This window comes from Vibrio tasmaniensis, assembly GCF_024347635.1.
GTDB lineage: Bacteria > Pseudomonadota > Gammaproteobacteria > Enterobacterales > Vibrionaceae > Vibrio > Vibrio tasmaniensis.
The window spans coordinates 1122945-1147015 of record NZ_AP025511.1 but is presented as its reverse complement, the minus strand read 5'-3'; the positions used below and the strand labels follow the sequence as shown (position 1 = coordinate 1147015).

Genomic DNA, 24071 nt, shown 5'->3' with positions numbered 1-24071 from the left:
GCATTAAGCGACATATTGTTTTTCAAAGTTAACTGGACTTAGATACCCAAGGGCACTGTGCCTTCTTGTTCGATTATAATCAACTTCGATATATTCAAAAAGTGCTTGGCGCATCTCTTCTCGCGTCATTATCGGCTCGTATTGAACGGCTTCTACTTTCATTGAGTGGAAAAAGCTTTCAACACAGGCGTTATCCCAGCAATTTCCCTTCCTACTCATACTTTGTTTTAGATTATGGGCTGAGATTAAGTCTCTGTAGTCTTTTGAACAATATTGGCTACCTCTATCACTATGGATAATTACCCCTTCGGGCATGCCTCTACGGAACAATGCCATTGATAGCGCATCACAGACCAGAATCGCGGTCATTCTGGTGCTCATTGACCAACCAACTACTTGCCGTGAGTACAAGTCGATAACAACCGCCAAATACATCCAACCTTCGCTTGTCGCTAGATAGGTAATATCTCCAGCCCATTTTTGGTTTGGTGCTGTCGCATTAAAATCTTGCTCTAGCAAGTTCGGGGCAACAGGAAGCCTATGCTTGCTGTCTGTCGTACATTTAAACTTACGGGCTGCCTTCGCGACTAAGCTCTGGCGCTTCATGCTCGCGGCAATGGTTTTTACATCGTGCTTATTACCATTTGCCTCAAGTTCTTTTTGAATACGCCTTGCACCGTCACGTTCCTTTTTATCATCAAAGACTTCTCGAACTTTGCTGTCAAGCTGCTTTCGGTGCTCGTTGCGTTGAGTGACTTTATGGCGATTATCAATCCAATAATAAAACCCACTTCGAGAAACCCCAAACACCTTAGCCATACGGACAATCCTATATTGCATAAGGTGTTCGAGCATAAACTCATAGCAATCTACTTTAGATTTTTCGCGAAGTAGGTGGCGGCCTTTTTTACGATATCTAGCTCTTCAGCTTGCTCAGCCAATAACCGTTTGAGTTTGGCATTTTCAGTGGTGAGTTCCCTTTCTCTATCGCTGATTTTCGCATCTTTTTTGACGGCTTTACGCCATCCATAAATTTGAGATTCATACAACGATAGCTGTCGTGCGGCAGCAGCGACACCGACTTTCTCTGCCAACTTAAGTGCTTCGGATTTAAATTCAGGAGCATGTTTGATTCGTGTTTTTTTAGTTGTCATTGTTCACCTCGTTAGTGATTGTACTCACTTAACTCAGTGTCCAAAACTTCTGGTGCAGATCACTTTTTGACGTAATGGTATTGTCTTGCATTTATTGTGACGTATCGACCATTCAGGAAATATTAAAATAGTTCCATTCGTTTCCAGTTCATTTTTAAGGAATTGGCATGAACTTGTCTTCACCCAACTCGTCACATGATTTGAGTCAATGTTATAATCGTTGAGAATCTCTTGTACATAGGATTTAGGAAGGGAGCTACAAAAAACAACTCTCTGCGGATAACACTCATGCGGGTCAAGTGAATTAGAATGCGCGATAACATAGTTCACAGTATTCAGTTGATACGATTTTCCATTCTCTTGTGAAATCCTATCCATTGTAAAAATCAAATCGTAACGAGACGAATCTAATAAAGAGGATTTTGTGAAGCTGTTTATGGACAAGTCTATATTGTTCAACATTCGAAATTCATTGATTACACGCTCAACCATATCAAAGCAAAAAGATTCAGAAATCGCTATATTGAATTGATCTCTTAATTCAACCTTTTCCAAATCTTCAAACAATCTTTCGTACATAGACATTGTTTGGTCTGCATAATCAAGTAATACTTTTCCGTGTTTAGTGAGTAAAAATCCCTCTTTCCTATCAAAAATACTCGCCCCGATTGTACTTTCGATCTTTTTAATATGCTGAGATACAGCGGGCTGTGTCATAAATAAAGACTCAGCGGCTGCTGTAAAACTTTTGTGTTTAGCAACGTGCGAAAATGTTCTTAAATATTTGACGTCGATAGACCTGTTGACGTTTTTCATGGTGCAAACTACCCCGATGTTGCGTTATTTTATTAATTATTCTTATTAAAAATCAGCGTCAAAGTAACAATAGTGTCATCCAGATACAAAAAAACATTATTTATATACTCATAAATAATGTTTATATGCATCTATATAAATAAACACACCCACCACAACCAACAACTGATTCACAAATCCTTATGTGCTTTTACAAACAACATATTTTGTATGTCATTCACATACCAAAGCCCTTACACAACACCTTTCTAGTGCAAATGACAACCAACACAATTATAACTAAAACTTATGCACTCTCCACCTTTTGGTTGACAAAAATCGTTGAAATTTATGTAAATATTCCCTCACCACAAGGTCGGAGCTCAAAAAACAATCAAATTAACTATTATCTATTTTTGCGATCAAGATTACACTTAAGTGCAACTAAACACCTATAAATGTGACCTAAGAAAAAGAAGTGCGACAGAGCATTCCTTTTCTTAATTATTTAATGTGTGTGCAAAAAAAATAAAAGAACTAATAAATATAGCTCTTTCATTTCAATTTATTCTATCATTGCTTTCGTAGTCGAAAGAGCATACACAATATAAAGAGGATTGGTAGTGAGGAGCTTCCTCCTGACGAATCATCTTGACTTAATGACACAGATGATGCGTTTGAAACACTCGGTAAAACTTCTATATCAAACGACCCAACCCACTCATCACCATCGGCCGATAAAACCTTATATCTAATAGTGTCATATAAAGCCAGCTTACGTTGAGCAGGAGCATTATAAATGATCTTACTATCGACAATTTTTGCAATACCACTGCGTGGGAATTCTAAAATAGATAATGTGTGGTTAGCTCCGTTAGTAATAGGAACTAAATCGATTGTATCTCCATATTTTACTTGCAACGATTTGGTGCCTAATAATAAAGCTTCCGTTCTTTGCACATCCAGAACTACAGACTGCTTTGCATAACCTCCTGACGAGTCCTGTACCAAAATTGTAAATCGGTATCGCTCTCCTTTCGAAGCATCACTAGGTACTGTCACTTGTAGGGCTTTGGAGCGTGATCCACTTAATTTCAGGCTTGGACCTTGAATTTGAGACCACATAATTTCATGCTCAGAAGAATCGACGTCGGTAATATCGGTTACCGTAAAAGTAACGATTTCACCGGGCTTAGACGTTACCTCGAGTCTATCTATTGTTAACTTTGGCGCGTCATTCACAGGCTTAATATCAACTTCCACACGGGCAAAATCCGTCTCATACCCTAGCTTATTTACCAAACGGTATGTGAAGCTGTCACGACCAAACTGGTCAACCTTTGGGAAGTAGGTTCCATCTTTGATCACGCCTTTCATTGGCTTCTGACCGATTTCAAAAGAATAATTATTTGGCTTCGGCAAATTGATATCATTAGCCAATAAATTAAGCATAAAAGGGGTATCTTCCTCGGTCGATATCATGTCATCGACAGCAATAGGCCTGGCATCTATTGGCAACTCAAAAAGCGCAGCAAAAGGGAAATTCTGACCGAAACCGCGACTCAACCCTCGAGTTTTGTAATCAGAAATAGATCCTGAAAATTGACTTTTTCTTTGTCCATCCCCTAGATAGGCATCTAAAAACTGGGTTGAGTATTCAGGGGTACCATTCTCAATCTCTAAGACAATTAACTTTGTGCCTAGCCCAAGCTTAATTTTCTCGTCAAAAATGATTTGTCCACCGCCCTGCCTCGCGATGCCTCGGTGTAACAATCGAGCTGCTTGCTCGTCAATAACTGCATTGCCGAATCTTGATTGATATGGATATTCCACCAAACGATAAAACATCGGCATCGCGACGCTCGTTGCTTTCGCGTAAAAGTGAATTCCTGCAATACTTTGGTTTCCCTTGACCACATCAATGGGGAAACCTAGAACATTAATATTCGCGTCATAACGTGGGTATGTTCTCCCAAAAGAGGTTACCCAAGATGATTTGTTGTTGGTGTTAGGTACCAACAAAGAGAAACTCGCTTTGGTATCATCGCTAACAATATTGGTTATTGAGATATCCGTCTTTCGCCCCGCCGTAATCGCTGTTAAGGAAGGTTCTGAATCATCGGAGAGATTGGTAACCGATTCTCTACCAGGGAAGACATCGCCAGAGTCTCCAGAAGAGAAACCATTTTCTAATAACCCCTCTCCATCGGCTTGGAATACCTGTACTTGCATCGGACCAGAACTATTGAATTGGTTATCTATATTCACGGCTGTGATTAATAACCCCTCACCACGAAGCGCTTGGTCATAATCGTTTTTGCGTCTATTTTCCACATAAGCACGAGGCCCAAACTGTTTAAGGTAAGGATCAAGGTGGATAACGCTTTCACCCTTGATTGTACCAACTTCAATGCTCCCGTTATTGGAGAGCACTTTCGGCTTTAAAAAACCAGATGCCTCTTTACTCCAAGCCAACATGTTGACCGGAGTTTCGCCAGCATACTGATCCGTCGGTTTTCTCCCCCAACTGCCCCCTCCCATTAACCCCCAATGACCAATAGAACCGTCATGCTTATAAGAATATAAATCTGGAAGCCCTAACATCAGATGCCCAAGCTCATGTGCTATCACCCCCATTGTTGACTGATGGTCACCTTGATAATCGGCGAACAAGCAATAAGCACTAATGCGTTTTCCATCGATCTCGACAGTGCTATGAGCATACTTATGAGGCCAAATTGTCGGGGTTTTTCGTGTGCCGCTAGATTTGTCATTGCCAGCAAAGACAAACATGACTGACAGCTCTTGAGCTGAGATGCTATTATCATTGTTCGAATCATATAGAGAAAGGTCGAAGTCAACATCTAGCGCTTCATATGCCTTTGTGAACACATTATTGAGCTTAGTTTGGCAATTTTTTTCAGACTTTGAATGGCAGTTAGGATGATCTATATCCAGCGTGATATTAATAACACCATCATTTTTTGTTCCTTCATTTTCTTTGGCTGGAACAACTTTATAATTCCCATAACTATTTTTTAGAAAATAATCTTGAACACTTTGTTGGTTTTCACCAAATATCGTCGACTGAAAATCATTTTCAATCTGTTCGTCTAAAAAACTTACCTGTATTACCAATAAGGCCTGCTCAGTGAGCCTTTTTTTCGAAGGACTGTTTAGGTGTGAGCGTTGAGTATTCATTGGGGTAAATCTTTTGTGGTTCGCAGCGGGTGAGTCAAAAGATTCATTGATATGTATTGGATCAATTTTTAGGTTTTTTATGTTTGATTCAACGGGTATTTCAGTATCACTCGAAGCCAACACCCCAGTTGAAACAACACTCCCCCCTCCTTTTTCACTTGTTTCATATTTAGCAAAGTACCACTGATTATCAACACCCTGAACGTATAGGTGACCATCATGGTCTTGGTACCAAAACATATATTGAGACCCCATTAAGCGCAGCTCTTTTGTACTGCCATCAATAAAGGTCATTGTGTGCCAAGTTGGCGCAGGTAAAGTAGTCGCTTGTACAGAGCAAACAGCAATGACTGCTGTAATAAATGTACAAATTAATTTTGTCCTCATTAGGATAATCTCGTTATTTGAATTTCTCTGAAAGAGGTAATTCATTTATTAAATAAAACGAGACTTTATCAATGAGGAATTATATTAACCAATTAACTTTATCACTAAACCTATAAATATTACTTATAGGCTAAGACATAAGAATTAATTATGGTCGTATAAATTTATAAAAACAAAAGATAGATAATGGATAATTCTATCTTTTATTATTGGACAATTTAACTAACCCGCGAACTTATTAAAATAATAGATATTTACAAAAGAATTAACTATGGAGACGCATGTTTCAACTGCTCATCTAAGTTAAGCACGGTTAAAGCATTACTTACACTCGTCGCAATCACGTCAACCACGCCAGTTCTTAACGCGCCTAACAAAGCTAATGGCTTACTGTTCTCGGCAGCGATGGCGATAACTTCCGCGATAGGACGGAACTCTTCCAAACCTAAACCGATTACTCGGTCACTCATTACGGTATTCGCGGCTTTGCCGTGAACGTCGAAAAAGTCATAACCCGCAAAGTCACCAACCACACCTTGTAGTAAACGAGATTGAACGACCTCTCCCGCCGTAAACCAACCTAGGTCGACCATATAGCTGTTTTCACTCATATCACCAATACCCACTAATGCAACATCGGCTTTTCGGGCAAGATCGAGTGTTTGTTTAACGGTGCTGTTTTCCATGAACGCGGATTTTTGCGCTTTATTCTCTGCATAAGCAGGCGCGTACAAGGTTTCAGAAGATCCACCGTATTTCTTGGCGAGTTGTCTACATATATGGTCAGCATTAAACATACCGCCTCTTGGGTGAATACCGCCAATGCCACATACAAACTTACAATCACGAGGAGTAATTACGCCAGTGTGGTGAGCAACAGACGATACGTTACGGCCTTGTCCTACTGTCACCACCATGCCATTTTTCAGTGTGCTCGTTAGGTAATTAGACACCAAGCCTGCAACTTGAAGACGTTGCTTCTCTTCGTTCGGTTGATCTAGTGCTACAAGCGCACGCTTCACACCAAATCGTTCGATCAAACGTTGTTCGATCTTCGCGCTGAATACTGGGTGGTATTTCACGGTGATCTCGACAATCCCTTCATCGCGGGCTTGTTTGAGCATTCGACCAACCTTTGCACGAGAGATAGAGAACTTTTTGGAAATCTCTTCTTGAGTCGCACCATCTTGATAGTAAGCAACCGCGACTTCGGTTAGGAGATCAGTGTTTTCTTCGGAAACATCTTGGATATTATTACTCATATACCACTCAACCAATATTTAACAATTATTTTACCTGCTGAACTTCCTAATATAGGAGAGCTCAGTAAGTGAGACACAAGCTTACACCCTGAACATATGTAACAACAAGGAACATTTACTCAGTATCATGACCATAGTTTTGCTGTTGATTAATTCACCTCACTTTGTTCGTTAAACGTTTGCTTGCATACCCCATGATTACTAGAGCGAAATATATTTGACTGAAGTCACCATACAGCACTATTTACCGTTGACTTTGGGGCTAGATCGGATAAATATGGCTACATCATTTACTCATCGAGCGATCAAATGTTCTGTGCAAATGTTCGTTCGGAGAAAAATTTAAATTAATGTAAGTTTGACTCACTGGTAGAACCATGAGGAACTTCATTAGTTCGCTTGCAAATGCCCACACCTCTCCCATTAAAGGGGTGTTCTGCGATACATAGGATGATCAAAATGAGCAATAAATTAGAGCAACTTCGTAAACTAACAACTGTTGTAGCTGACACTGGCGATATCGAAGCTATCAGCAAGTACACTCCGGAAGATGCAACAACTAACCCATCTCTAATTCTTAAAGCCGCTCAAATTGCTGAGTACGCACCTCTAATCGATGCTTCTATCGAATACGCTAAAGCGCAAAGTGGCGACAAAGCACAACAAGTTCAAGACACTTGTGACATGCTTAACGTGAACATTGGTAAAGAAATCCTTAATGTTGTACCTGGCCGCATCTCTACTGAAGTAGATGCTCGTCTTTCTTACGACATGGAAGGCAGCGTTGCTAAAGCTCGTCAACTTATCAAAATGTACAACGACGCTGGCATCACTAACGACCGCATCCTTATCAAACTGGCTTCTACTTGGGAAGGCATCCGTGCTGCTGAAATCCTAGAGAAAGAAGGCATCAACTGTAACCTAACGCTTCTATTCTCTTTCGCTCAAGCACGTGCTTGTGCTGAAGCTGGCGTATTCCTTATCTCTCCTTTCGTTGGTCGCATCATGGACTGGTACAAAGCGAAAGAAGGTCGTGATTTCGAAGCTTCAGAAGATCCAGGCGTAATCTCTGTTTCAGACATCTACAACTACTACAAAGAGCACGGTTACAAGACAGTTGTTATGGGCGCAAGCTTCCGTAACATCGGCGAGATCCTTGAACTTGCTGGCTGTGACCGTCTAACTATCGCTCCTCAACTTCTAGCAGACCTAGAAGCAGCTGAAGGCGAAGTAGTAGAGAAGCTAATTGACTCTAATGGTACTAAAGAGCGTCCTGCTGCAATGACTCACGCTGAGTTCCTATGGGATCACAACCAAGACCCAATGGCTGTAGAGAAGCTAGCTGAAGGCATCCGCAACTTCGCAGTTGACCAAGGCAAACTAGAAGACATGATCGCAGCTAAGCTGTAATCACTCTTACCAATTTCAAATAGGGGAACGTTCAGTTCCCCTACTTTTATCAATTTGTTTATCTTAATTTTTATTCGGAAGTTTCTATGAACCGCAAACATCTAGCTAACGCAATTCGTGCTCTAAGCATGGACGGCGTACAACAAGCAAACTCTGGTCACCCTGGCGCACCTATGGGCATGGCTGACATCGCTGAAGTTCTTTGGCGTTCTCACCTGAACCACAACCCGTCAAACCCAGAGTGGGCTGACCGCGACCGTTTTATCCTGTCTAACGGCCACGGCTCTATGCTGATTTACTCTCTGCTTCACCTAGCAGGTTACGAACTTTCAATTGAAGATCTTAAGAACTTCCGTCAACTGCACTCTAAGACTCCAGGTCACCCAGAGTACGGTTACGCACCAGGTATCGAGACGACTACAGGTCCTCTAGGTCAAGGCATCACCAACGCTGTTGGTATGGCGATGGCTGAGAAAGCGCTTGCGGCACAGTTCAACAAAGAAGGCCACGACATCGTAGACCACTACACTTATGCATTCATGGGTGATGGCTGTCTGATGGAAGGTATTTCTCACGAAGCATGTTCTCTAGCAGGTACGCTAGGTCTTGGTAAGCTGGTTGCTTTCTGGGATGACAACGGCATCTCTATCGATGGTGAAGTTGAAGGTTGGTTCTCTGACGATACACCTAAGCGTTTTGAAGCTTACGGCTGGCACGTAATCCCAGCAGTTGATGGTCACGATGCTGACGCTATCAACGCGGCTATCGAAGCAGCTAAAGCGGATCCTCGTCCGACTCTAATCTGTACTAAAACAGTAATCGGCTTTGGTTCTCCAAATAAAGCAGGTACGCATGACTGTCACGGTGCACCATTAGGCGCTGACGAAATCGCAGCAACTCGTAAGCAACTAGGTTGGGAGCACGGTCCTTTTGAAATTCCGTCGGAAGTTTACTCAGAGTGGGATGCGAAAGAAGCAGGCGCAGCTAAGGAAGCAGCGTGGAACGAGAAACTTGCAGCTTATGAAGCAGCATACCCTGAGCTGGCAGCTGAATTCAAACGCCGCGTAAACGGTGATCTTCCTGCTGAATGGGAAGAGAAAGCATCGGCAATCATCGCTGATCTTCAAGCTAACCCAGCAAACATCGCATCACGTAAAGCATCTCAAAATGCTCTAGAAGCGTTCGGTGCTATGCTACCAGAGTTCATGGGCGGCTCTGCTGACCTTGCGCCTTCTAACCTGACTATGTGGTCTGGTTCTAAGTCGTTAACAGCTGAAGACTTCTCTGGTAACTACATCCACTACGGTGTACGTGAATTCGGTATGACGGCTATCATGAACGGTATCGCTCTGCACGGTGGTTTCGTACCATACGGCGCAACGTTCCTAATGTTCATGGAATACGCGCGTAACGCAATGCGTATGGCTGCTCTGATGAAAACTCAGAACATCCAAGTTTACACTCATGACTCTATCGGCCTTGGCGAAGATGGTCCAACTCACCAACCGGTTGAGCAGATCGCTTCTCTACGTCTGACTCCAAACATGAGCACATGGCGCCCATGTGACCAAGTTGAGTCTGCTGTTGCTTGGAAACTGGCAATCGAGCGCAAAGATGGTCCTTCTGCACTTATCTTCTCTCGTCAAAACCTTGCACAACAAGATCGTGACGCTGAACAAGTAGCAAACATCGCTAAGGGTGGTTACATCCTGAAAGATTGTGCTGGTAAGCCAGAGCTAATCATCATTGCAACGGGTTCTGAAGTTGAGCTAGCGGTTAGCGCTGCTGCTGAACTAACAGCTGAAGGTAAAGCGGTACGTGTAGTATCTATGCCTGCAACTGACGCATTCGACAAGCAAGACGCGCAGTACCGTGAGTCTGTACTTCCATCTGACGTTACAGCACGTATCGCAGTAGAAGCTGGCATTGCTGACTTCTGGTACAAGTACGTTGGTTTCGGTGGCAAGATCATCGGTATGACAACGTTCGGCGAATCTGCACCAGCAGGCGAGCTATTCAAGATGTTTGGTTTCACTACTGAAAACGTAGTAAACACAGCGAAAGAGATTCTTGCTTAGTCTTGATTAAATTGTCTCGCCCTTAAAAGGGTTGATGCATACTGAATGCCCCGCATGAAAATGCGGGGCTTTTTTGTAGCTGTAGCCTATTAATACCAATCGTAGTAAATAACTGGTCACCCTAGCTTACTAAAACGCTCGATAACTGCGTTAGAATTTTTGATTGTAGAATAACTACTTATCGAAAAATCCTGCCTTGTTCTCAAGCCTTTTCCCTACGCTAATTTTGATCACTTACTTACTGTGATTGGTATAATCTGTTTTTGTAAACTGCCCTTTTGACCCACAAAAAAACCTTGCTAATATCGCAAGGCTTTCCTTATTTCTCGCTCGACTTAAATATAGCCGCTATTTTTCTTCGAAGCGCTTCGCTAAGTGATAGAACTCATTCACTTGCTCTTTTAGATCAGTGGAGTGGTCTTTCACTGAATGCGTGGCAACCAAATTTTGCTCTGCGGTAGAAGCGATAGACTGCATATGTAGGTTCACTTCGCTCGAGAGTTCACGTTGTTTATGAGCAGAACTTTCAACAGACTGCATCAATTCATTCATCGACTGCATTAGGTTTTCAACTTCAGATAAACGCTCTGCACTCACCTTAGCAACATCGCCACACGCGTCGGTTTGGTCTCGGTTCGCCAAAATATCTTTCTGCCAGCCTTCGATCGTCGCCAGCATGGTATCAATGCTCTCTTTGATCTGAACCGTAGCCTTTGACGTTCGCCCAGATAGTGCACGGACTTCGTCGGCCACAACGGCAAAACCTCGTCCTTGCTCGCCCGCTCTCGCCGCTTCAATCGCAGCATTCAGCGCCAACAAATTGGTTTGTTCGGCAATTCCACCGATCTCTTCCATTATCTTGCTCACGCTTTGCGCTTGGTCGCTCAATTGGTAAGTCGTGTGTGTCGCTTTCTCTGCCTGAGATGCCAAGTTTTCAAGGCTACGATGGGTTTGATCAATACTCTCTTTCGCGCCAGCACAAGTTTGCAGGGTAACGTCGACAATTTGGTGGGCTTCTTCGGTACGAGATGACACTTCATTGGCGGTAACTTCAACCTCTTCCGTTGCTTCGCGCACCTGAAGAATGTCTTTCGTTTGCTGATCAAGCGCTTCAGTCACTTGAAATGACGTCGCATTAAGGTTGTCAGCCAAATCTTGTAGTGGCTTGGCAGAGTCTGTCATGCGGCCTAATACGGTGCGGATTCGAGCAGACAATAGTTTTAAGTGAAAATCGGCAACGGAGAACTGACTATTACCTGAATAGACAAGGCGACTGACACTATCAAATTTGGATTGCAGTTTTTTCAACTGTAATGGGGTTTCAATAAGTTCTTGTCGGAAAAGCAACGCTAGCGCTGAAACAGGGAGTAGACTCAACAACCATTGCGATACTTGCCCTACTTCGACTAGGTTTGAAATCACAGGAGCAACAAGGGAACCTAATAACACGGCATAACGAACACTATCACTGATCTGTAACGACCATTGACGACCCGACTTTTCAGCCTTCAATAAGCTTTGATAAGCCTTATCTGCAACTTGTACCCATTCGCTTTTCGGCTTAACACGAACAGACTGGTAGCCACTTACCTTCCCGCCATCATAAATAGGGGTAACGTACGCATCAACCCAGTAGTATCCACCAGATTTAGTCTTGTTTTTTACGATCCCACGCCACGCCTTGCCTTGTTTTAGATTCACCCACATATCAGCAAAAGCCGCTTTCGGCATATCAGCATGCCTAACAATATTATGGTGTTGTCCTAGTAATTCATCTTGGCTGTATTCTGCAATGTGGCAAAAAGCGTCATTACTGTAAGTAATCACACCTTTGAGGTCAGTAGTCGAGACAAGTTGTTCATTTTCGCTTAAAAGCGTTTCACGAGATTGAGAAGAAGAGCTGGTTGTCATTATATTAACTTTTGTTAACTATTATTGTAGCGGAGGAATATATACAATTATTAAAGTTCTTACAAAATGTGAACGTAACATTTTGTGTAAATGACGGCTATTTAGACAAAAATAACCCATGCACTTCACAAAACTCTAAACGCTAAGCCTCTTCCCCAACTATTATGCCTTTGCTCTAATTATTCACACCTCTATCTGACTAAAGGTCATGACTCATCTAAGTTAACTGCAGTGGTAAATTTCACGGTTCTCATAGAGACAGAAGTATGGAATTTGCGAATATTAAGATCCTTACGCAATACTCGCTCAACAAAGTCTTCGTAAGCTTGAATGTCTTTGACCGTAACAATCAACATAAAGTCAAAGCTGCCCGATATCTGATAGCACTGAGTGACCTCTGCTGCCTTAGAAATAGAATGGCGAAAAATTTGATAGATATCCCCTCGGTCGCGCTCCATTTCCACGGACACAACTAAGGTCATCTTGCTGCCTGTAAGATCAGGATTAATGATCGATACATCACCGACTATCACACCCTCTTGTCTCAATCGTTTCACTCGCTTTAAGCAAGCCGGAGGTGATAGCCCTACGATCTCGGCTAACGATTGATTTGGGATCCGGTTGTTCTTCTGAAGCTCAACCAATATGCTTCTATCTATACGGTCTATTTCCATAATTTCTTAAACCATGGTTTTGTGATTGATAATTTCTTACTTTACGACAATTTAAAAATATCAGGTAGCTTTATAGGTTATTTTTGAAATAATAATCACAACAATCGCGGTAAGATCTTTTGATACAACACAACGAGTTATGGTCGTAATAATGAAATCAGCCTATCAATTTTTTAAAGAGCTCCTCAAAGAAATCCTCGATGTCACCTCGACGCTTTTCCGCATCATGATTCCAATTATCATATTGATAAAAGTCGTCGAAGAGCTTGGCGGCATAATGATTCTTAGCGAATGGCTAAGCCCTATAATGGAAAGCGTCGGATTACCGAAAGAAATGGGCCTAGTATGGGCAACCACCCTACTCACCAACATCTATGCCGGGCTAATTATTCTTATTAATTCCGATGTTCCCTTAACGGTCGCTCAAGCTTCAATTTTAGGCAGCATGATGCTCCTTGCTCACTCATTGCCAATTGAAGGCGCAATTGCAAAAAAAGCAGGTGTAAGCTGGCTGGCTACCCTATCGGTGAGAGTGGGTGGAAGCTTGGTGCTGGCATGGCTGCTCAACCTCAGTTATCAATACGGTGATTTGCTCAACTACCCAGCAACCGTGCTTTGGCAACCGGAAGTATCTGGAGACACTAGCTATCTTGGTTGGGCGCTTGAACAGTTCAAGAACTTTGCGGTTATCTTCATGGTGATCTCAGCACTATTACTGTTACTCAAGATCTTAAAGGTTCTAGGTGTAGAGAAACTCATGGCAGTATTGTTGAGACCATTCTTGAGATTACTGGGAATCAGCAAGGACGCCACGAACCTAACAATAATAGGAATCACGCTTGGCCTTTCGTTTGGTGGCGGCTTATTAATCAATGAAGCCAAGAAAGGACATATCTCAGCAAGAGATGTATTCACTGCAATCATGCTGCTCAATCTACTCCACAGTTTGATTGAAGATACACTTTTGATCATGTTAATTGGTGCTGACTTCTACACCATATTTTGGGGGAGGCTTGTATTCTCGGTGCTGGTTGTCGCTTTAATATCAAACGCCATTAAGCGTGTGAGCCCACGCATTTGTCAACGTTATTTTTATCGCGATGTATCACAATCATAGCTGAGCTAGCTTACCCAAAATAGCTTAACTGCCATTGTTGTTCAGGTTAAATTTATTACTAGAAGAGCCCAAATACGGGCTCTCTTACCAACAGGCTCTGCTATCACTCAAATTAATATGGAGTACAACACCAGTGAGATGCTGAAAACCCTTAAACGGTTTAATGATTGATTGTTTTAGTTATCGCTGCAGATTACGCATTCGTATATCCCTTGAATTTTTCTAGAGGCCTCAAAGCGATGGGTAAAATTGATTTCTTCCCTTAGCTTTAGCTTGATAGAGATTTTTATCTGCACAAACATACAACTCTTCAATACAGGTAATTTCATTATTTAGTGCGGAGATACCTATACTCACCGTCACATCAATTGCTCTCTGATTATAAATTACAGCACCGGCCTCTACTGTTTTGATTATCCGCCCAGCTATATTTTTAGCATCCTCAAACGAGGTATTATCGAGTAATATTGCAAACTCTTCGCCTCCAATCCTGGCAAATAAGTCACTTTTTCGCATTAAGCACTCTATATCCCTAGCTAAGCAAGTCAGTACATAGTCGCCCGCTTGATGCCCATAGTTATCATTAATTGCTTTAAAGTTGTCGACATCAATCATTAGCATTGAAACTGATTTCTTTTCTCTGCCAGTCATTAGTAACAATGACTGGGACATTTCAAAGAAATAGCGTCGATTGTGTATATTGGTTAGATTATCTACTGTCGAAAGCTGTTTAAATGCTTCGGCGCTTCTTTCAATCTCTTCATGAGCCAAAATACTAGACATTCGGTTATTCAACATTGACTTAGACAATAATATAGTTGCTGGAATATATATTATTGTAAATATAACCAAACTAATATGTTGGTGTTCACCATAATAAAGCATGATGAAAATTTGGGGTATCAACATAGAGAAGAAGAAAACAAGATACGCACGATATAATGATGACATTGACAGCGCTGCGGCAGTTATTATACCAATAATTAAAACAAAGCTGACAAACTCAAATGGTTGAGGTGCGTACTTCATAACTAGTAATGATGATATTGTCCAAGTAATAGCTTGAAATACATTAAGAATCACAAAAAACAGTTCATTACGGTTCAAACCATTAATATTTAAATTATTCAAATGAACCGCGAACAATTTTGCATTATATAATCTTGCCCATGCCAATAGAATTTGACAAAAAAACCAAAGGCACAAAACAAGTATTGGAATAAATTTTAAAAACATTACTCCATAAGCAATAGATACAATAAGCATCGCAATCATTGCTCTTGGTGTCTGTTCAACAACATTTTTAATCAATCTAGGATGAACATTAGCCATTCCTACTCCAATAAATATACAACTACCTGAATTAAATTAAAAAATCATTAACAAAAATAAACATACTAAAATATTTATTTATATTAAGAAAATGGCGCAGCGTTCATTATACTTTCCATAATTTTATCTGCAACCACCTTGGCCAATGATCCAAATACATCAATAGTTATGTAGGTTGCCTACATAAAGCAACCTACTAAAAAAGAATGAAATAAACTTAAATTTAGTACCTGCTATTTTCAACCCTAGATACTTTTGCACTAAAAGCAAAAATTACAATTACTGCTAGCACGAAAGGCAACACGTAAACATTGAGGTTTTGCCACCCCACAGTTGACTCTAACCAGCCAGAGAGCATGGCTGTAATCGTCACACAACCAAAAACAATAAATTCATTAAACGCTTGTGCCTTGGCTTTGTTTTGCGATTGGTAAGACTGACTAAACAATCCTGTTGCGGCGATGAACATAAAGTTCCAACCCACACCAAGTACAACCAAAGCCGTCCTGAAGTGCCAAATTGATACGCCATGGATATTGATGGCGATACTCACCACAAATAACACACCACCCGCAAGGATCATCATTCTTGAACCGAATTTCTCGATGAGTGAGCCGGTAAAAAATGCAGGTACAAACATACCCAACACATGCCACTCAATCACACCGGCTGCTTTCGTAAAGTCAAAGCCACAACCAATCATTGCCAATGGCGTTGCAGTCATCAGGATATTCATCACCGCGTAAGCGACCATGGCGGCAAACACTGCGCCAATAAAGTTAGGCGCTTTCACTATCACACTAAGAGGATCAGATTTAGGCGCCTGACTATTAAAAGAGACTTTTGGGAATTGAATGGTTTGTAAGATGAGTAACGCAAGAATGTTCAATCCAATCAAAGAAGCAAAAGCACCAATATACAAACCATCTTGCGACCACTGTTGCGACATAATCGCCAAATTTGGCCCTAATACTGCGGCTAAAACGCCACCAGCCATGGAGATAGATATCGCACGATGGCGAGCATTTTCATCACACACTTCAATTGCAGCGAAACGATAAAGCGTACCAAAACCGATACCTATCCCAAGCAAAAATGTGGCGAAGCAGAACAGATAAAAGTGTTGTTGAGACAACGCGTAAGTGGCAAGGCTAGCCCCTGTAATGCCAACGACATTACCGATACTAAACCCTCGTTTTCGCCCTAACTTACCCGAAATTAAAGACGCAGGAATGGTGGCTGCCATTAAGCCCAAAAACTGTAACGCAACGGGCAAAGTAATCATGCTGACACTGGGGGCTATCTGTTTGCCTATCAAGCCAATCACAGAAATCAGTAATATGTTACCCGTCATCAATAAAGCCTGACACAACGAGAGCAGCCAAACGTTTCTATTCATCTTTGTTCCTAAATATGAGCACAGTTGATCAATAGACCAAAAATCCAACAAAGTCGCAACACTTTGTTACTCATAGCAACTCTACAAAGCGACCAATAGACCGATGAACTAATAGAAAGAGTTACCATCACATTGACTTTGATCAGCGTTACTAAAGACGCTAGAGTTGAAATTATCATTACTTGAGATAATAATAATTTCCTGTTATTGATGGGCTTTATTACTTAGAGGCTCTGTTATTTATAAGTCTTGTTATTTATAAGCCTTGTTATTTATAAGCCTTGTTATTTATAGGCTTTAGCATTTGAAGGTGAGTATGATCAATCCGCTTTGGCTCAATACGTTTAAGACTCTGGTTGACGTTGGCCATTTCACCCAAACGGCTGAAAAGTTGTACATGACCCAACCAGGGGTGAGCCAGCACATCAAGAAGCTTGAACAAGCTTGCAATTGTGACCTGCTTTCTCGGGAAAATAAGAGCTTTGAGCTGACCGAACAGGGTCGGATTATGTATCGCTATGCGCTCAAGCTTGAGAAAGACCAGGAAGATCTTTTTGAGTCTCTGAGTTTTGATAACCCTTATGCTGGGCAATGCCACTTATCTTGCTCTGGTTCACTCTCTTTGCGTCTGTATCCCAAGCTTCTTGAACTTCAGCAGCAACACCAAGAACTCAGTATTAACCTAGAAGCAGCTCCAAACAAAAAGATATTGAATGACCTAATCGAAGGCACTACCGATATCGGCATTGTTAGGCATTCCCCAAACGACAGCTACTACCAAAGCCAAGTTATCGGAAAAGAAGCATTGTGTCTTATCGTCCATTACGGCCTTGCTGATTTAGAGATAACGCCGCAAGTATTGAATGACATAGGTCTGATTGCACACCCAGATTCTGCACACTATCTGTCTTTGTATTTCGACCTGTGCGGAGATAAAGACCTAGCGAACATCAACGTTAATGAAATACCAAGATCTGGTTACATCAATCAGCTTCATCAGATCTTGCTGCCAGTATCAAAAGGGTTAGGTTTTACTGTATTACCTGCTGGTGCGGTTGAACATTTCCCTGAAAGAGACAAGCTACACGTTGTGCCGCCAAAGGTAGAAGTTGAAGAAACGCTGTATTTGGTTCAAAAACGAAACCGAAAGCTGCCACACCGATACGATACGGTTATCGATCTGATTAAACAGAACGTCAGTGGTTAGAAGCGTTGATTCGTTGATTCGTTGATTCGTTGATTAAATCCAAAGCCTTTAACCTAGAAGATTAAAGGCTTTAGTATTAAAGTGCTTATCATTCAGACAGTAATAGCTATAAGGCAGCAACTATGACATGCCGACTAAGCAAAGCGGCTTATTACAAGGTATTGAGAACCTCACACGCTCGATCGAAGTCATAGTTATCTAACGCAGTTTGGACATCTTTAAGAACTGCTGAATGTGGATACTGTGCCAGTAATTCAGCCACGTACTGAGTCGCATCGTTATCATAGGCTTCCAGCAGTGAAAGTAGCTTAAGCCTTTGTTCTTCCTTGACCGCGGCTCCCATCGCACTCGCTTCACTCATTGCCTCTACCTGTGGCTTAACAATCTTGCTGTCCGTTGCTGCAATGAGCTCAACTAACCGCGCCTCACCTTCTCTGAGCTCTTGCTCATCACACAAACCGTTCTGAGCTTTCTCTTCTAACTCTCCCATTAAATCAGCCAACTGGAGTCCGCCAATCGACACAGCCATGCTTTTCAAGGTATGCAAGTTTCTTTCAAGCGTAATCCAATCGTCTTGTGCCAAATTATCAAACGCATCAACCATCATACTTGGCGCACTGCTATGGAACTTCTCAACCAGTTTATTTTGTAGTTCCGAATAATGAAGAGTGAGTTGGTCGAACCGCTGCTGAGAAAACACACTGATAGCATCATTGCTATTAGGTTTACTTGTTAGGTATTCAAGTTGCTCTGCCTGCTCATCTAACAGAGCCGCCTTTCCTTCTACCATCACCTCAGGCACTATGTATTTGATGAGCAACGACGTCGCTTTATCGATAATAATCGGCTTGTCTAAGAAGTCCGTTACACCTGCGTCCCTTGCTCTTTGCTTGGCATCAGCAAACACATTGGCAGACATCGCTATAATAGGGATCTGCGTATCAAACTCACGGATCTGACGCGTCGCTTCAAAGCCATCCATAACGGGCATTTGAAGGTCCATAAGAATCATTTCATAGCTATTATTTTTGGCTAGCGCTACCGCTTCTTCTCCGTTCTCAGCCAAGTCAGCACTCAAGTTCGTACGCTTGAAAAATGCCAATGCTAGGTCTTGATTTAACTCATTATCTTCGACCAATAATACCTTTTGCCCTTTGAACTCTATATGATAATCCAGCTTGAGCTCTTGTGATTTAAAGAGTACGAGTTCCTTTGCGTCTGACCTAGGCAGAGTGAGAACGAAAGAGAATTCACTGCCCTTACCCAAAACACTCGCAACTGAAATTTCACTACCCATGGCTTTCACGAGTTTTTGACTGATATTTAGCCCCAAACCAGTACCTCCGAACTTTCTCGTGGTAGTACTATCTGCCTGACTGAATGCTTGAAAGAGTTTGTGCTTATTGTCTTCTGAAATTCCTATCCCTGTATCTGAAACAACCACCTTCATACTCACAGTACTATCATTGGATTCGAGATGAATAGCATTCAAAGTCACATGTCCATGCGAAGTGAATTTAACGGCGTTACCTATTAGGTTCAGAATGACCTGAAACAATCTTAATGGGTCACCAATCAACGGAGTGTTTAGCTCTGGATCTATCGACATAGACAACTTAAGTCGCTTCTCAACCGCTTTGGATTCCATCAATTCAATGACATCTTGAAAGTTGGTCATTGGGTCAAATGGGATATGATCAATGACAAGGTGTCCCGCCTCTATCTTTGAGAAGTCGAGGATGTCATTAATGATGCTTAACAATGAATGCCCCGAACGGTGCACTTTCTCGATATAGTTTCGAGCAACAGGATTAGATATTTCACCAATTGCCAAATAAGACAAACCAATTATTGCGTTCATTGGCGTTCTAATTTCATGGCTCATATTGGCTAAGAATTCAGATTTCGCTTGGCTCGCAAGATCCGCTCTCTTTTTCTGTTCTTCTAATTGCTCATTCAGACGCTTCATTTCAGAGATGTCGAATGCCCAAAATAGTGTTGCTATCTCGCCGTCTAACTCGAATAAATAGTAGCTGACTAAAGCAACGAAGCGGGTTCCATCAGATTTTCTAAGCACCAACTCCCGGTTTACCACCTTGCCATTGAGCTTGAGCTCCTTATGTACATCATCCCGAGCGGATAAAGAGTCATGAATAGAAGTCACATCGATAGAATCAAGATCAAGACCTTCAAACCCAAACAGCTGTTTGGCAGTGTCGTTGGCATAACGAACCTTCTCTTCAAACACAACACTCGCGGCGATAGGAGAGCTGTTAAGCATATTGTAGAGCTGCTCCTGAGCCTTCTTAAGCGCCTCTGTTGCATCATTGGCAATGCTTATTTGTTTCGAGAGCTTTCGATTCCAGAAAACGATAAGTAAAACGATCACCAAAGCAAAACCTGAAATGGTATAAACCAATTCATAGTCGACTCTTTCTATCGCTTTTGGTGCTGCCCACTTCGCCGATATCTTTTGACGTTCTTCAGCAGAAATGCTCTCAACCGCCTTATTCACAATCGAATAAAGCAAAGGTTCAGACTTAATGACGTGTAAGGTGGGTGAAAGGAAAAAGTCGAGTCGTCCGATAATTCCGATCTCCCGGTGGCCAAATGAGTCAATGAGGTAGTTGAGAACGTCGACAGTGTCGATCATGCCATCTAAGGTTTTGTCATCCAATCGATTGAGCCCATCTTCAGTGGATTCTAGCTCTACCCATTCAACGTTCGGATATTTTTCGATAATCGCGTCGGTGTTTGCCGCGTTATTTAGGATACCGATTTTCCAACCCTCAGCTTCCTCAAGCACCAAACTGCTTACGTCTCGTCTCGATGCAATAGCCAAACGGCTTGAAAACAGGCTCTTGACTGCTTTTACGTTGTCTCCTAAAGAACGATTCTCTTGAGCTGCAGAGACCAGTTCTACTTTATGATGATCAACCAAGCTTCGAGTTTCTGACCAGTTCGCCACGTCCACATGATGAATGTTTAGCCCTGTTTTTTGTTCAATTAGCGTTAGGTAATCGTCAATCATCCCGATGTATTCACCGGAATTGGATACCGCTTCGTAAGGCAAAGAGTTGGGATCGATACCTATCCGTACATCCGGATGATCTTTAATCCACTTTCTCTCTTTTTGGCTTAGGTTTAAGATCTCTCCAGTCAGATTATTGGTTTGGTAAACGTCCGCAATATAGCGTTTTGCCGCGTCACCGAAAGAACTGAATTGTTCGACGGCTGGAAAATAAACATGGTTTCGCTCTAACGAATTAACATCAAAATAGAAAGTCATCGAACCAGAGTTGGTGCTTCCTCCCTTAGTGCGATAATTCGCCACTTTAGTTACCGACGAGAAATGAGAGGTGTTTTTTTTGTCTCCATACTCATCAACTAGGTTACCGATGTACCAAGATTTGATCGGGCGATTATTGTTATCTGCTTGTGCGGTAATCACCTGAAAAGAACTATCGGTGTCGAAAATTTCAAAAACTTCGGTCAACTCATCAAAGCGGTCATTGACGATGAAATAAGCAGATATTTGCGCGATAATATTCGCTTTTTTAAGAACTTGGCTTAAATCATTCTGAACTTGCCTCTCGATAATTTGACCTAAGCCATCATCGGTCTGTTTAAGCTTTTTAATCGCGGCATTAAAGCTGTCTCTGATTTCTTCACTTTTAAAGTCAACATAAGTCGGATACTCAACTTTATAATCTTCATGTAACGTTAGCTCTGCCATTTCGATAAAACGAGTATTGGTGATAAACCACTTCAGCACTCTCCGTTCAACCATTAACAGGTCAACATTTTGAGCCCTAAGCTGTGAGAATGCCGATTCAAGACTTTCATAGTCTTCTACCCGATCGATGGCTAACTGCCCCTTCAGTACTTCAACAGAATTTTTAATTGGGGAGGTCTCGTCGAACAGCAATGCCCCTAGTGACAAGTCTTTCTGTGACTGGAGTTTGAGCTTACGTCGAGTCAGTGAAACAGGAACAAAGTCAACATTGATTACACTATCACTTAAGAAGTGTGCATTGGGATCATCAAACTGAATGCCAGAAACAAAAGCGATGGAGTTGTTGTTATCGATGGCCTTTCTAGCGGCGCTGGGAGGGATAGTGACAACGTCACCCAGCTTGTATCCCATATCATTAAAAGCACGTTGAATAACGTCGTGTTCTAGCCCGACCGCGGTGCTGTCTGGATACATATACGGAGGGTTACCAAAACCAAACACGCCTTTCAACGGCACTCGATAGGGAGAGCTATCTAACCACTTCGATAGAATCTGGTTCTTATTCTCAACATCGAAGGTTTCAATTTGTTTGTTGATCAGCGTCAGCAGTTCTGGTTCATCGATGCGAATCACCATTGATGCTTCTAGCCTTTTCCAATGCTCCAAAACATAGTTAACCGCTAGATCATGCACGCCAATTTTTTTAGCGAGTTCCATAGTGGTGATAGGCTCACCGACTATACCTTCAACATCGCCTGCCCCTAACGCACGTAATGCATCAATAACGTTATCAAAATCCACTCGCTCAATAGCGCTCAATTGGACACCAGCTCGCTCCAAGTCGATATTTTCATTAACCATCGCGATACGGCGCTTTTGAGTTTGGTCGATGTTGGTGTCTATTTTGTTGTCGATGGGAACAATCACTGCGACCTGATAAGGAAGATAAGGATCACTCGCGAGAAAACGGCCACCTTCACTGGGGTCAAATTGTTGGAAAGGGAACACATCCCCTCGCCCTTCTAACAAAGCGTCTTTGGCCTTAATACGTGAGTCCACGCTGATAAATCGCGTATGAACACCAAACCGATTCTCAAGATCTAAGGCCCAGTCTTTGATGATCCCTGAAACCTTTCCATCATCATCGATAAATGAGTAAGGGTAATGATCAGAAAGCGCAATAAAGGTGATGGTAGGTTGTGTTTCAAGCCACTGATTTAACGTTGCATCGGTCACTTCGCCGGCGTTTGCACTGCGAATGGCCAGTGGCCACACCAATAAGCCCATGACAAGAGATAATACAAAACGATTTAGCGACCACATCAAGCCATCACTCATCGCTAAACTTCTCTTTAATCGCAAGAATCTCGGGTAACTTAAGAAAGAACATATCAACGATAGTTGGGTCAAAATGTTTGCCTTTCTGTTCTTCAAACAGGTTCAGCGCCTCATCTATACTCCAAGCTTTTTTATAAGGGCGCTCTGCGGTCAGGGCATCAAACACATCAGCAACAGCCGCAATTCTTCCAACCAATGGGATATCTTCGCCAGCTACCTGGTTTGGATAACCACTGCCATCCCACTTCTCATGGTGATACTGCGATACTTGAAGGGCCGTACGCATCAGTTTGGAATCGCTCTGCCTACCAAGAATTTCAACACCGTATTCGACGTGTTTCTGCATGATATTCCACTCACCGGCATCCAACTTTCCGGGCTTTAGCAGCACACTATCGGGAATGCCAATCTTGCCAATATCATGCATTGGTGCTGCATCTCGCAACGTCTCGGCGTCTTCATCTGTCATGCCCAAGGCTTTCGCTAGCACTTCACAGTAGTGACTCATGCGCTTAACGTGCATGCCGGTTTCATTGTCTTTAAATTCAGCAGCTCTACCCAATATGTTCAGTGTTTCTAACTTACCGAGATTGATCTCTTGAGTTTTCTCTTTTACCTGACTAAACAACGCGCGTTGTTGGTCATAAAGTGCGATATGCGTTTTCACACGCTGGAGTGCAATAGCAGGGGTTATCGGCTTGGTTAGGTAATCGACAGCACCTAAAGATAACCCTTTCACTTCGGCTTCTGGGCCAATCTTCGCAGTAACGAATATAATGGGGATATGCGCAGTATTTGGTTGAGATTTTAATTGACGACACACTTCGTAGCCGTCGATGTCAGGCATCATGATATCAAGGAGAATAAGGTCTGGCTGAGGTACCATCTTGGCAATTTTAATACCAATGGTGCCATTAATCGCGACCTTTACTTGATAGGTATCTTTGAGTATTGCAGTCAACACATCCAAGTTACTTGGGGTGTCATCTACGACTAACACTATTGGTTTACGACTCATTGACACCTCGTATAAAAATCAAACAGTTATAAACATAGTGTAGAACGATTTT

14 protein-coding genes are annotated in these 24071 nt (G+C 42.2%); 4 read left to right on the top strand and 10 right to left on the bottom strand.

Going from position 1 to position 24071, the window contains the following annotated elements:
* Nucleotides 1-3 precede the first annotated feature (3 nt).
* From OCV44_RS19320 to OCV44_RS19305, 4 genes are all read right to left on the bottom strand, one after another.
* A protein-coding gene (locus tag OCV44_RS19320) for an IS3 family transposase (RefSeq protein ID WP_139686336.1) occupies nt 4-1154 on the bottom strand; the annotation gives its coding sequence in 2 pieces (ribosomal slippage) (nt 4-911 and nt 911-1154; 1152 coding nt in all).
* Nucleotides 1155-1187: 33 nt separating this feature from the next.
* On the bottom strand, nt 1188-1970 hold the full coding sequence (locus OCV44_RS19315; protein WP_261900936.1) for a LysR family transcriptional regulator: 783 nt from the start codon (nt 1968-1970) through the stop codon (nt 1188-1190).
* Nucleotides 1971-2522: 552 nt separating this feature from the next.
* Nucleotides 2523-5537, bottom strand: coding sequence for a M6 family metalloprotease domain-containing protein (locus OCV44_RS19310; protein WP_139685238.1), 3015 nt, complete (start codon nt 5535-5537; stop codon nt 2523-2525).
* 269 nt (nt 5538-5806) lie between these two features.
* Nucleotides 5807-6799, bottom strand: a complete 993-nt coding sequence (locus OCV44_RS19305) for a sugar-binding transcriptional regulator (protein WP_139685237.1) — start codon at nt 6797-6799, stop codon at nt 5807-5809.
* 459 nt (nt 6800-7258) lie between these two features.
* Here OCV44_RS19305 and tal point away from each other — a divergent pair, with 459 nt between their 5' ends.
* Both tal and tkt read left to right on the top strand, forming a co-directional pair.
* Nucleotides 7259-8209 (top strand): transaldolase, encoded by a 951-nt coding sequence (gene tal, locus OCV44_RS19300; protein ID WP_029223051.1) that lies wholly within the window; start codon nt 7259-7261, stop codon nt 8207-8209.
* Between the two features lie 86 nt (nt 8210-8295).
* Nucleotides 8296-10287, top strand: a complete 1992-nt coding sequence (tkt, locus tag OCV44_RS19295) for a transketolase (RefSeq protein WP_139685236.1) — start codon at nt 8296-8298, stop codon at nt 10285-10287.
* A gap of 348 nt (nt 10288-10635) precedes the next feature.
* Here the strand turns inward: tkt and OCV44_RS19290 are convergent, their stop codons facing one another.
* Nucleotides 10636-12198 (bottom strand): methyl-accepting chemotaxis protein, encoded by a 1563-nt coding sequence (locus OCV44_RS19290; protein ID WP_139685235.1) that lies wholly within the window; start codon nt 12196-12198, stop codon nt 10636-10638.
* A 206-nt stretch (nt 12199-12404) separates the two neighbouring features.
* A complete protein-coding gene (locus tag OCV44_RS19285) occupies nt 12405-12872 on the bottom strand; it encodes an Lrp/AsnC family transcriptional regulator (protein WP_086050773.1) in 468 nt (155 codons plus the stop codon).
* Nucleotides 12873-13023: 151 nt separating this feature from the next.
* Here OCV44_RS19285 and OCV44_RS19280 point away from each other — a divergent pair, with 151 nt between their 5' ends.
* Nucleotides 13024-13989 carry a hypothetical protein gene (locus tag OCV44_RS19280; RefSeq protein WP_139685234.1) on the top strand — a complete coding sequence of 322 codons (966 nt, stop codon included), beginning with the start codon at nt 13024-13026 and terminating at the stop codon, nt 13987-13989.
* A gap of 231 nt (nt 13990-14220) precedes the next feature.
* Here the strand turns inward: OCV44_RS19280 and OCV44_RS19275 are convergent, their stop codons facing one another.
* Both OCV44_RS19275 and OCV44_RS19270 read right to left on the bottom strand, forming a co-directional pair.
* Nucleotides 14221-15321: a GGDEF domain-containing protein gene (locus OCV44_RS19275; RefSeq protein ID WP_139685233.1), complete on the bottom strand. Its 1101-nt coding sequence runs from the start codon at nt 15319-15321 to the stop codon at nt 14221-14223.
* A 223-nt stretch (nt 15322-15544) separates the two neighbouring features.
* Entirely contained in the window at nt 15545-16720 is a 1176-nt protein-coding gene (locus tag OCV44_RS19270) for an MFS transporter (RefSeq protein WP_139685232.1), read from the bottom strand.
* Between the two features lie 316 nt (nt 16721-17036).
* Here OCV44_RS19270 and OCV44_RS19265 point away from each other — a divergent pair, with 316 nt between their 5' ends.
* Nucleotides 17037-17927 carry a LysR family transcriptional regulator gene (locus OCV44_RS19265; protein ID WP_139685231.1) on the top strand — a complete coding sequence of 297 codons (891 nt, stop codon included), beginning with the start codon at nt 17037-17039 and terminating at the stop codon, nt 17925-17927.
* A 151-nt stretch (nt 17928-18078) separates the two neighbouring features.
* On the opposite strand, the gene OCV44_RS19260 is transcribed toward OCV44_RS19265, so the two are convergent.
* Together OCV44_RS19260 and OCV44_RS19255 are read right to left on the bottom strand one after the other, a co-directional pair.
* Nucleotides 18079-23001, bottom strand: coding sequence for an ATP-binding protein (locus tag OCV44_RS19260; RefSeq protein ID WP_139685230.1), 4923 nt, complete (start codon nt 22999-23001; stop codon nt 18079-18081).
* The gene (locus tag OCV44_RS19255) at nt 22994-24019 is read right to left on the bottom strand and encodes a response regulator (RefSeq protein ID WP_139685229.1); all 1026 of its coding nucleotides are present in this window, start codon (nt 24017-24019) and stop codon (nt 22994-22996) included. The genes OCV44_RS19260 and OCV44_RS19255 overlap by 8 nt, the downstream gene beginning before the upstream one ends.
* Nucleotides 24020-24071: the final 52 nt, after the last annotated feature.

Excerpts from the sequence above, each read along its gene's own strand:
- OCV44_RS19260 (WP_139685230.1), bottom strand. The coding sequence starts at position 23,001 with ATGAGTGATGGCTTGATGTGGTCGCTAAATCGTTTTGTATTATCTCTT.
- OCV44_RS19270 (WP_139685232.1), bottom strand. The coding sequence starts at position 16,720 with ATGAATAGAAACGTTTGGCTGCTCTCGTTGTGTCAGGCTTTATTGATG.
- OCV44_RS19290 (WP_139685235.1), bottom strand. The coding sequence starts at position 12,198 with ATGACAACCAGCTCTTCTTCTCAATCTCGTGAAACGCTTTTAAGCGAA.
- OCV44_RS19310 (WP_139685238.1), bottom strand. The coding sequence starts at position 5,537 with ATGAGGACAAAATTAATTTGTACATTTATTACAGCAGTCATTGCTGTT.
- tkt (WP_139685236.1), top strand. The coding sequence starts at position 8,296 with ATGAACCGCAAACATCTAGCTAACGCAATTCGTGCTCTAAGCATGGAC.
- OCV44_RS19280 (WP_139685234.1), top strand. The coding sequence starts at position 13,024 with ATGAAATCAGCCTATCAATTTTTTAAAGAGCTCCTCAAAGAAATCCTC.
- OCV44_RS19315 (WP_261900936.1), bottom strand. The coding sequence starts at position 1,970 with ATGAAAAACGTCAACAGGTCTATCGACGTCAAATATTTAAGAACATTT.
- OCV44_RS19285 (WP_086050773.1), bottom strand. The coding sequence starts at position 12,872 with ATGGAAATAGACCGTATAGATAGAAGCATATTGGTTGAGCTTCAGAAG.
- OCV44_RS19305 (WP_139685237.1), bottom strand. The coding sequence starts at position 6,799 with ATGAGTAATAATATCCAAGATGTTTCCGAAGAAAACACTGATCTCCTA.
- OCV44_RS19265 (WP_139685231.1), top strand. The coding sequence starts at position 17,037 with ATGATCAATCCGCTTTGGCTCAATACGTTTAAGACTCTGGTTGACGTT.
- tal (WP_029223051.1), top strand. The coding sequence starts at position 7,259 with ATGAGCAATAAATTAGAGCAACTTCGTAAACTAACAACTGTTGTAGCT.
- OCV44_RS19275 (WP_139685233.1), bottom strand. The coding sequence starts at position 15,321 with ATGGCTAATGTTCATCCTAGATTGATTAAAAATGTTGTTGAACAGACA.
- OCV44_RS19255 (WP_139685229.1), bottom strand. The coding sequence starts at position 24,019 with ATGAGTCGTAAACCAATAGTGTTAGTCGTAGATGACACCCCAAGTAAC.